The sequence below is a fragment of the Carboxylicivirga sp. genome (assembly GCF_982718395.1).
In genome coordinates this window covers 15,770-27,247 of sequence record NZ_CEXQWX010000080.1, presented here as the reverse complement: position 1 = coordinate 27,247, position 11,478 = coordinate 15,770, and the positions used below count along the sequence as shown (strand labels likewise).

Here is an 11,478-nt window from a genome sequence, read left to right as displayed (position 1 = left end):
CCACTTGGCATCCGTGCCAAAACATTATATTCCAACTGGTATATGCCATTTCAGAAGGCCGCTAAAATTGTTATTACCAACAAAAGCCAGCGAGGAGTAAAGTTAAAGAGTAAAGTAAACACAAAGAAACATAACTTAATGCCAGAAACACATGGTTATTTTCATGTGAGTTGGCATAATGGGCTCAAAGAAATTGAAGAAGAACGTTGGCCTGACCGTTTCCTGCTGGACTTAAACGGGAGAGGGCGTTTCTGCGGTATGATGCTCACAGTTTACAATCCACTTAGCGGACTGGAATATGGTTATGGATTAAAAGAAATGTTTGCTTGCTGGTGGTGGGGCGAAGGTGATGAAAAGTTTTATGTGGATGGAGAAAAATTCCCTTCAACTTATGGTACTGGCACCGAAGATTATTTTGGGTATGCCTGGGGCTGGCCAACAGAATTTACCAGGCCTTTTAATAACCAAACCTTTACAACCGCAGAAGGAATTGAAGAGTCGGAAGAAAATGCAGCGCACTATGTAAAAAATGGTAACCGGGTTGTTTCTATGAACCGTTTTCAGATCGCCGATAATGTGCCCTTCCAGAAGTCGTTCTTTGCAACTTTAGAGCAATATTACCCGGACGAACGCCCCATCATGTATCAAACAGCTCTTTACTATTATCTAAATAATCGATAAAAGATAGATCTGATTCATAAACAGATAATTGAGCATAAAAAACGTTGTTGGTAAATCATTAAAAAATGAGTTTAAGACGGATTGTTATGATAAAAATGAGTATGCGGTTGGCAATAACTGTTGTAGTTTTACAAATAGTATTTGCTTGTTCAAATCCTGCAAGAAAGGTTCTAAAAATTTCTGACGGATATGAAATATCCAATGAGCGGGTTAAAGTAGTTTGCATGGTAAATGAGGATAGAGAGATTGAGCAGTATTTTTACGCTATAAACAAAGAGGGTTTATTTGTTGAAGTTGCAAAAACGTTTAAGCCAGATTTTACAAATATTAGCACCAGTGATATTGCCAGAATTTATGATACATCATGGTCTGTCGAAAGGTATCTGGTATCTGAGTTTGAGGGTGCAATTTCGGCGGGAAAGGATGGAAATAGTATTATAATCACAGGAAGAAAAGGAGATGTTCATTTAACACAAAAAATAAGTCTGAATGAAGATGGAAAAAGCTTTCATATTGAGGTCAGTTGCGAATTTCCTAACGAAGAAAATCAAATCGATTACCTATTAAGTACTTACGAATATAATTTAGAGAAAGCACCGTTTTTTATTCATACGCCGGGATTAAAGTTTGACAACGAAGAATCTCAACAACATCGTTGGAAAATTATTGATTCACAGGATCAGGTAATAGGTGACCGTTCTTATCATTCACCGGCTATAATATTACAGGAAGAATCATTGTTTGCAGCTTTGGTTCCTGACTTAGAACATATCAATAAAAGTAAGGTAGTTTCACCTGATGCCAGACGTACTGGGTGGATTAAAAAGAATCATTTTCAGGTAGACGTTGTGGAGGAAAATTTCACTTTACCGACAGCTTTAGATTTAAACGTTAAAAGTGGCTTAACTCCAAAGCCGGTTATGGCCTATGGATATATGGATGCCATTATATCACACCATATCCGTTATAACAGGTTCAATGACGAAAGCATGTTGCGTACATTCAAAGGAAAAAAACTGGAATATGCTTTTGATCTTGTGCTTGATGCTAGTGCCAGAGATTACACTAAATATGGCGATGTGGCAAAACTAATCTGGGAGAAGCACGGCCATGAGGAGTTTAGGAAAGGTAGACATTTAGCCATGCCCTTTGAAGAATATCACCGCATTGTTGACAGCATTACATTCAATCCGAATGAAAGGAAGGATATTGATATACCACTGCAAGGCCATGAAAATACAGGTTCGTGGTTACAATGGGAAGATAAAAACGGGGTGAAAATGGGAGGCTACCGCTCGGCTATTAATCATCACAACGACGAACTTCATAACTCACAGTTTTGGAATAACGCACGTGAAGCAACAGGTTTTTGGTATTGGGGTAACATATTGAACTATGAAAAAGATATTGACCGGTCACGTCGAATAATAAACTGGTGCTTGGACGCTCCGCAAAATGAGAATGGCTTATTTGCTACTTTTTATAAAGCCAACGAAAGGCGTTGGGCACCACAGTTTTCCGATCCAATGCACGGTAAAACCCGCTTCTTTTTAGATGACAGTGATAGTTATGATATTTCCATTATGAGCAAAACAGGAGCTCATTTACTACACTATTATATGAGCTGTGAACAGGATGAGCGCATTATCGACTATTTGCAGCCTTATGCTGAATGGTTGCTGACAGTAATTGATGAAAGGGGTGCTGTACCTACCTATGCTTCTAAAGATATGAAGCTTTCTGATATATTATTGTATTCAGCTCAGCCGGCTTCTTCAGCCTGGTTTTTAGCTGAATTTTACAATGCGACTAATCAAGGAAAGTATTTAAAAGGTGCTGAACGAATTACAGGTTATCTGTCAAAAGAAATAATCCCTGAAGCGAAATGGATTGATTCAGAGCAATTTTACTCATGCGGAAACCGTCCTTTATTTTTCCAACGCGACATTGTTCAGAATCAGATTGCCAGGGGTAGTTTATGCATTATGTGGGCTGTAGAGGCCTATCAAGCCTTGCATGAAGCAACACAATCGGAGCAATACCTGAAAGAAGGTGAGGCCTGTGTAGATTATTTAACTTTCTTTCAGTGTTCATGGAATCCGCACTATGTGTATACTGCTTATCCTTTTGGCGGTTTTAGCGTTGATAATGCAGATTCAGGAACCTATCTGGATGCACGTCAGGCCGATGTCGTTAAATCGTTTATTTATTTCGGTAAAGCATTAGGACGTCAGGATTTGTTGGAAAGGGCAGTGGCAGCTGCACGTTCATCAATTGTGCTAATCAATCACCCATTGCATGAGTCTAATGGTATATACGAACATACCAATATTTATCCCTTTGGTTTGGGACCTGAAAATATTGATCATGAAGCCTATCCACAATCAGCCATGCGAACACATCCTAGTTGGGGTGAAGGATCAGGCATTTATACTGGCTTAGCCGAAGCATTAAGGGGATTAGGAAGTCTGTATGTTAATTTGGATAAGCAGTTAGCTGTAGGTGTTGATGGATTGATTATTAAAGAAATACAATACCATTCAAATTATGCAGAATTGAACATAGAAAGTTGCTTATCTGAAAAATATCTTGTCGAGCCATGGAAGAGCAACTATCGAGTTAAGATTAAGGTGGATGGACAGGCAGATTATCTAATCGTTAATGGGATACAGTTCGATGTGGAAAATAATGAGGTTGAACTGGATATTACAAAAATTATAGAATTATAATGAGAAAAATGGGCTTTAAAACAAGGACTAAGGAATGTTCTCGGATAGTAAGAATATTATTGGTTTTAACAGTTATGATGGTCAGTGGCAATGCTACGGGTCAAAATAAATACGGTCATGTTATACCAGAAACGAAAGATTTGAGTAAAACATGGAAAGAATCATTATTGGATAAAGGTGTACAAAAAATCTATAGGGGTGAAGAACTAAAAACCATTGGTATGCCTGTTGGGGGAATTGCTGCGGGTCAACTTTACGTACGAGGCGATGGAAGCCTTGCTTGTTGGTGGATTGCTAACAATGCATATAACACGGGTTATGGTATTGACAGTTTGTTGAATTTTGAAACGGCACAAGGGCCCTGGAAAGTATGTTACCAAACATTTGAGCCATTTAGTTATTTCAAGCAAGGATTTAATGTTGAGGTAAAGTATGGTAATAAAAGCATCAAAAAGCAACTGAGTAAAACAGATTTTGACAATATAGGCTTTATAGGCGAGTACCCGATAGCAAGAGTATTATACGAAAACAAAAAGAAGAAACTTCCGGTAGCAATTGAAATGGAAGCTTTTTCTCCATTTATTCCGCTTAAGGCTCGGGAATCGGCGAACCCGGCAACTGTACTTAAGTTTAAGCTTAGTAATACATCTAAACAAACTGTTGAAGTAAACCTGACAGGTTACATTCAAAACATGGTAATGGCTGATCTAAAACACAAAGTGAAAGGGCAAATCCGTAATAAAAATGTATCTGCAGAAGGTAAAAATAGCTTATACATGGACTTTGTGCCCAATGATAATAAGCTAAAAGATCACCCTTATTATGGAAACATGTCACTTACCATTTTAAATGGAAATGAAGTGGTTAAAACGGATGAGCAAGCAACAATATTAAGCCCCGTAACAGTCAAAGAATTAGGCGAGGAGTTGGTAGGGAGCGTAACTAGCGTTTTGGAATTAAAACCGGGCGAAGATAAAGAGCTGGTGTTTTTACTTACATGGTATTTTCCTAACCGTCCTAAAGAATACGGTGATGGAGGAAACTGGAACCAGGCTATACTTACCAAAGGCCCCATTCGTGGAAACATGTATGCCAATTGGTATAATTCCTCATTGGATGTAGCAGATTATATATCTGAAAATTACGAGTTGTTAATGACAGAGACTTATAAATTTCATGATAGCTGGTACAATCAAATGAACTTACCCTATTGGTTAAAGCAGCGTATTATGATGCCGGTTTCAACTCTGGCTACCGAAACATGCCAATGGTGGGCCGATAATAAATTCTGGGCCTGGGAAGGTGTTGGTTCGTGCGTTGGAGTCTGCACTCACGTATACAACTACGAGCAAGCCATTGCACGTTTGTTTCCATCGCTTCAGCGTAACATTCGGGAGAAAATAGATTTTGGTACTTCCTATGGTGATGACGGTTCAATTGCCGCCCGAAACGGTGCTCATGGAGTTTGGCTGGACGGACATATCGGAGCTATACTTAAATCTTACCGCGAATACTTATTGTCTAAGGATAAGCTTTTCTTATTGCGCAATTGGGCCAAGATTAAGAAAGCTATGGATTACGTGATAGAATTGGATGGTGATTCAAACGGTATTTTGGAAGGTAAACAGTCCAATACCTACGATATAAGTTTTATGGGACCTAATACGTATGTAGGAGGTCTGTATCTGGCGGCTTTAAGGGCAGCTTCCAAAATGGCTATGGAAATGGGTGAAGATGACTATGCTTCATTATGCGATAACTTATTTAAAAGCGGTAGTACGTTATCAGCAGAACGCTTATGGAATGGCCATTATTTTATTCAGGATGTGGATTTAAAGAAGTATCCAAAGAACCAATATGCGCAAGGCTGTTTAAGCGATCAGATGTTCGGACAAACCTGGGCACATCAGCTTAACCTGGGCTATATATATCCGGAAGATAAAGTGAAAACAACATTAAATTCTATCTGGAAATATAACTGGACGATGGATGTTGGTCCGCATACTAAAAGATTTGTACCAGAACGTTATTATGCCCTTGATGGAGAGCCCGGTCTTTTGAACTGTACGTGGCCAATTAGTGAGCATCTAAATGAAAATGCAGTGCGTTATCGCAATGAAGTATGGACCGGCATTGAATACCAGGTAGCCACTAATATGATCTATGAAGGTATGATTACCGAAGGACTTTCACTCGTAAAAGCTGTGCACGAACGTTATCGACCAGAAAAGCACAACCCATGGAACGAAATAGAATGTGGGGATCATTACGCCCGGGCTTTGGCTTCATGGGGAGTACTGATTGCTTTGGAAGATTTCTTTTATAATGGCCCGAAAGGAATTATTGCTTTTGCCCCACGGGTCAACAAGAATGATTTCAATGGCTTCTTCACATCCGCTCAAGGTTGGGGAAACATAAGTGTTTCAAAAACAGGAGGAGAACAGCACTACTCAATAGAATTGCACAATGGTCAATTGTACTTAAACGAATTGATTTTAAAAGCACAAAAAGGGAACACTGTAAACATTACTTTGGATAACAATCCGATTAATGCGACTGTCAAATGGATTGGTGATCAGGTTCTGATTAATGAGATGGGACTTAAGATCAGTACAGGGCAAAAAATCAATGTAACCGTGATTAATAATTAGATATAATTTTTGTTTAACCTAATTCTGTATTTTTTATGAACAAATTTTCTTTACTACTGATGTGCATCATATGCTCATCAACTTTATTCGGGCAGATCGGTTATCCCGAACGTAAAACTTTTAGTTTTGTAAGTGGAACTGGAACTTACATCCAAGATTGGAATCCTTCCAATGACAGTGAAGATCACTGGTATCAATCGCAAGTACCGTTAAAAGACAGGTTTGTTTTTACTGCGTCACAAGCAAATCCTTCACTTTCTAATGAAAAAGAATATCTGCTTTGGGCAATTGCTTCTTCAAATCCACATGGTAGTGACGTAATTGGTTGGGCAATTAACCAGATGGAATACCGAGACATGTACTGTCTTTGGGTTGGCGGCGGTGGCCAGTTAGAAATTCCACCAGCTTCACGTATTGAATCGTGTCATAGACAAGGTGTAAAAGTAACAGCTAATATCACATTTGCTGATGGTGTTACTCCATCTCATGCTAGATGGGCTGATTGGACAGGCATGTTTACTAAAGATGCTCAAGGAAATTTTATCCATGCACAAAAGGTTGCTGAAATATGCAAGCATTATGGTGTTGATGGCCTTTCTTTAAATTGGGAAGTCAACAGCATGGTTTCTTCAATGGATGTAACAATTGATGATGGAAAAGAGTGGATTCGGCAAGTACGCTCAGCTGCTGCTAATTTAGGGATGGCAGACTTTAAAGTTGTATTTTATCATGTATGGTACAATAGTGGTTCAAGAAGCTTTGGTATTGGTGAAGTAGATAGTAATTCCGATGCATTTTTTGGACCATCTAACGACATCATTAGTGACCACCCGTTTATTAATTATTGGTGGAACTCAAGTGATATTGATGTCACAGCTAATCACTGTAGTACTATTGGTCGAGATTCAAGAGATGTAATGTTTGGAGTTGCTTTTTATGGTAATGTGAACTATCCTTTCGGTAAAATTGCACACAGCAATGTAGGTTTGGGTTTTTGGGGTGAACCTTATCAAAGCGTTAATTTACCTAATGGTACTACTCTTGAAAAAGAAGTATATTTTAACAAACAGGCCGAATTGTTTATGAGTGGACCAACAAATGATCCTTCAGATGCAACAATCACTACTAGCGCTACTGGAACTCACCCTGGAACATGGGGTATTGCAGCAATGCGCCCTGCTAAGAGTGCTATTCAAACAATACCTTGGCACACAACTTTTTGTACCGGGAACGGTGAAGGATTCAATTATGAAGGTCAGCTGATTCACAGTAAATATTGGAATAACGAAAGTATCCAAACTGACCTGCCAACATGGAAATGGTGGTGGGAAACAGGTGGTTCAGGTCTAACAAGCTATCTGGATTATTATACTTCTTACACCGGAGCCACAAGTATCAAAATCAACGGAGATATTCCATCAGGTGATAATATCCTCCGACTTTTTAAAACTAAATTATTGGTTGATAATACAACAAAAGCACTTATCACATATAAAGTTGATGATACAAATGCAAATGTAGCCAGTCATCTGGAACTAGCTCTGGCATTCGAAAATGGAAATGCTCTAAGTACATATACCAAACTACCTGTTGGAAATACAACTCAAGTTGGTTGGAACACTACTGAAATCGATTTATCAGCTTATGCAGGGCAAACAATTGCAGTATTAAGCATGAATGTAACAGGCCAAACAACTGGTTACGATTTAAATTTAGGCGCAATGTCCATTACCAATAATAATGTAGCAACACCTCCATCACCTATTAATATCACAAGCTCTGATTTAAATACCGCTAGTAATCAGGTTGATGTTAAACTTACCTGGGAATTACCTAATAACCCACGTTATAACGAAGATGCAGGTGTTAATCATTTTGAGATTTACCAGGTTAATGGGGACACTAATGAGAAAAAATTAATGGGCTTGTCACGCGCTCGTGGAATCATTTTAAACGATATTCCTGCTTTAGCTAATAATACTAATCTACAATTTAAAGTTATTTCAGTTGCAAACGATAACATTACTAAAAGCGGTGATACCGGTACTACACTTCCAGATCCAGACCCTACAGTAAAATTAGAAACTGGTACTGTTATGGCAAATGATACCTGGCAAACAATAACGTTGGATAGTACTTATACAAATATGGTTGTAGTGGCAACACCTGTTTACACTTCCATATCTGAAACACCTGGTGTTGTTCGTATTAAGAATGTAACCAGCAATAGCTTTGATGTTAAGTTGCAGACTGGTAATGCTAATGCCATTACTACTGCACGGAAAGTTTACTATTTAACCGTAGAAGAAGGAGTGGACGCCGAAGCAAATCATGGCATTAAAATCGAGGCAAAAAGAGCCACTACTAATGCTACATCATATAAGTGGAATTGGAATGTTGAAGCACGCTCTTATAACAACTCATACACCGATCCCGTTATCGTTGGACAAGTAATGACAGAAAATGACACAGATTTTAGCCATTTCTGGATCAGCAGTAGTTCAGTGAATCCTATTATAAGTAGCGCATTTAATGCTGGTCTTTTGGTTGATGAGCACACTGATACGAGCAGAGCAAGTGAAACCATAGGTTATGTGATTTTTGAAGCTGGTACAGGTTCATTTAATAATCGTAACTACGTTGCACAAAACAAAGCCAACATAACCAGCTTGGAAACAACAAGCTCCGGACATACTGTTACAATGCCAACAAATGATTTAAGTGGTAATTTGTATGGATATGCAACTATTAACGGTATGGCCGGAAGTAATGGTGGATGGGCTAATCTACACACCGATTCTCCTTTAACTTCAACGCATATTAAGTTAGCACTTGATGAAGATCAATTCGCTGATACTGAAAGAAAACATATTGGTGAAACAGTTTGCTACCTGGTTATTGATGAACCAGTAGCGGCACCAGCTGCACCACAATTAAAAGCAGTGTCAAGATCAATTGAAACAGTAGAGGAGGAAAAAGCACCAATTTCAGTTTATCCTAACCCCACATCGGGCACACTTTATATTAATAATGCAGAAGTAAATAGCATTTATCAAATATATAACCTAACTGGAGCGATTGTTATGAAAGGTAAACTAACTTCTAATAATATTAACGTCGGTAATTTACCAGATGGAATGTATTGGATAATAATTCCAGGCGAGAAAGAAACGTTTAAATACAAGTTTGTTAAAAAGTAGGCTAATTAAAAGGGTGTTTTGTAATTCCCTTTAGTTCCTTATTTATAACCGATTTTAAAAAACAATATTGATTTGCTAAGGGGTAAGGCTTAATGTCTTACCCTTTGTTTTTTTATTAAATGTAATGTACTTCCTCAAATTAGGAAGTATTGTGTAATCCATTATCTTTGACCGCATAATTTAGAAGTTGAAGTATGTCTGGTACTTATTTACATGAAGTTGGTGAATTTGATTTTTTATTTCGTAAGTATTTTCCCAGGTTAAGAGCTTTTGCTCGTGTAATTGTTAAAGATGATGAAATTGCAAAAGATATAGTACAAGATTCGTTCATCAAGTCTTGGGAAGAAAGGCAGAATATCGTTGCTAAAACTTTCGAGAATTATTTGTTTAAAATGGTGCGTAACCGATGTCTTAATTATATCAGGGACATGAGGTTAGCCAATGATAAACTGCATGACTTGTTTGAATTATCGTCATGCGAAGAGCTTTATCGCATTGACTTTGTTAGGGACGAGCCGTATATCATATTTGAGAAAGAATTACAGGAAAAGCTTGATAAGGCTATTGATACTCTACCACCCAGGTGTAAGGAAGTATTTATTATGAGTCGCTTTAAAGGAATGAAAAACCGGGAAATAGCTGAGGAGCTAAATATTAATATTAAAAATGTAGAACGTCACATTTCATCGGCTTTAAAAGTTTTACGAGAACACTGTAAATCTCAAGGAGCTATTCTGTTAGTTTTAGATATAATCTCGGAAATGTTGTAAGTTTAATCTTTCAATAATTTTACTTCACCTTAAATATTTTCCATTTCCCACAAGTTAAAAACAGTCATCCATTAGTGGTCTGTTTTGATTTAGAATTGAGTTCTCATTCTAAACTCATACTCATAAGTTGGTTAGACAAATACCAACCTATTTATTGATAAAGAAAAATTAATCTGCATTCTTTTTTTTAAAAAAACTACATCCTATAATAGTCACTAATTCAGTAGATAAGGGTCAGCCGTATTGCGCTATTCAAGGTGTCTGTGTTTAATAACGTTAAAAAAAGTTTACTTTTCATGATGGGTAAATCATACTTCATTGTGTATTACTATTAGAGATCACAACAAGGCAATGGTGGAATACGAAAATATAATTGAGAAATATCTACAGGGGCGTATAGAAAAGGACGAAGCTCAGCGTTTAGGCAATTGGCTGAATCAGGATTCAAAACACCAGGAGTTTTTTGAAGAGTATAAAAACAAATGGTCACCTTATTCATACCAAGATGAAGAAATAGATAGGATGCTTAACATCGTTCGAAAAAAGGTATTTGATAAAAATAGATTTATACATTCCTGGTCAAAAATTGCTGCTTATGCAGCTGTCTTGACAATTTCATTCATTCTGGGTTACCAGTTCCACATAGATAAGCCAGCAGAAACAACAGTCGATTACACTTCTGTTATAACAGCAAATGGGGAAAAATCGAAAGTTATCTTACCAGATAGTTCCGTTGTATATTTAAATTCAGGTTCGCGTCTCGATTATGCAACAGACTTTACTCGCGAACGACATGTTAATCTGCAGGGTGAAGCATTTTTTGATGTTACTACCAATAAGGAGAAGAAATTCACAGTTCAAACTACTAATTATAAGGTAGAGGTACTTGGAACCCAATTTAATGTTGCATCATATACAGGTGAATTATCGAAAACCACCCTGATAGAAGGACGAATTAATGTTCTATATAAAGACAGCTTATTATCTATGACACCTGGTGATCAAGCTATTCTGTCAGACAATAAAATTGAAGTGGTTAAGGTGAATGCTGATGAAGCATCCGCCTGGCATAAAAACCACTTTGTGTTTAATTCAGTATCTTTCTTTGAATTGATAAAGCGATTAGAGCGGTGGTATGATGTCAGGATTGATATTGAAGGAGATGGATTAAATAATAGTACCTATTCGGGACGCTTTAAGAACCATGAAACTATTTGGCAAGTGTTAGATGTGTTGGCGGTGAGTGAAGGAATAAGTTATCAACGATTGGATAATCGATATTTAATGATTAAAAAGAATGAATGAAAAATAAAAAAGTGTAAGTGGTGGTAGGACACCATCTTACACTAAGTAGACTATATAATAAATAATCTAAAGACAAGGTAAAATTATGAAAAGAAAATCGTATTGCCAAGGGGGCGGTAGCCCCGGGATTAGAAAACTATGG

Annotated in this window: 6 protein-coding genes; all 6 read left to right on the top strand. The window is 37.5% G+C overall.

Going from position 1 to position 11,478, the window contains the following annotated elements; genetic code table 11:
* The coding region (locus tag AC4MRQ_RS14990; RefSeq protein WP_491198502.1) for a DUF2961 domain-containing protein at positions 1 to 681 on the top strand (681 nt) is incomplete at its 5' end.
* Positions 682 to 746: 65 nt separating this feature from the next.
* On the top strand, positions 747 to 3,410 hold the full coding sequence (locus AC4MRQ_RS14985; RefSeq protein WP_491198501.1) for a hypothetical protein: 2,664 nt from the start codon (positions 747 to 749) through the stop codon (positions 3,408 to 3,410).
* Between the two features lie 8 nt (positions 3,411 to 3,418).
* Positions 3,419 to 6,061: a GH116 family glycosyl hydrolase gene (locus AC4MRQ_RS14980; RefSeq protein ID WP_491198500.1), complete on the top strand. Its 2,643-nt coding sequence runs from the start codon at positions 3,419 to 3,421 to the stop codon at positions 6,059 to 6,061.
* A gap of 35 nt (positions 6,062 to 6,096) precedes the next feature.
* Positions 6,097 to 9,261, top strand: a complete 3,165-nt coding sequence (locus tag AC4MRQ_RS14975; protein WP_491198499.1) for an endo-beta-N-acetylglucosaminidase — start codon at positions 6,097 to 6,099, stop codon at positions 9,259 to 9,261.
* Positions 9,262 to 9,455: 194 nt separating this feature from the next.
* Positions 9,456 to 10,031: an RNA polymerase sigma-70 factor gene (locus AC4MRQ_RS14970; RefSeq protein WP_491198498.1), complete on the top strand. Its 576-nt coding sequence runs from the start codon at positions 9,456 to 9,458 to the stop codon at positions 10,029 to 10,031.
* Positions 10,032 to 10,349: 318 nt separating this feature from the next.
* Positions 10,350 to 11,336 carry a FecR family protein gene (locus AC4MRQ_RS14965; RefSeq protein ID WP_491198497.1) on the top strand — a complete coding sequence of 329 codons (987 nt, stop codon included), beginning with the start codon at positions 10,350 to 10,352 and terminating at the stop codon, positions 11,334 to 11,336.
* Positions 11,337 to 11,478 lie beyond the last annotated feature (142 nt).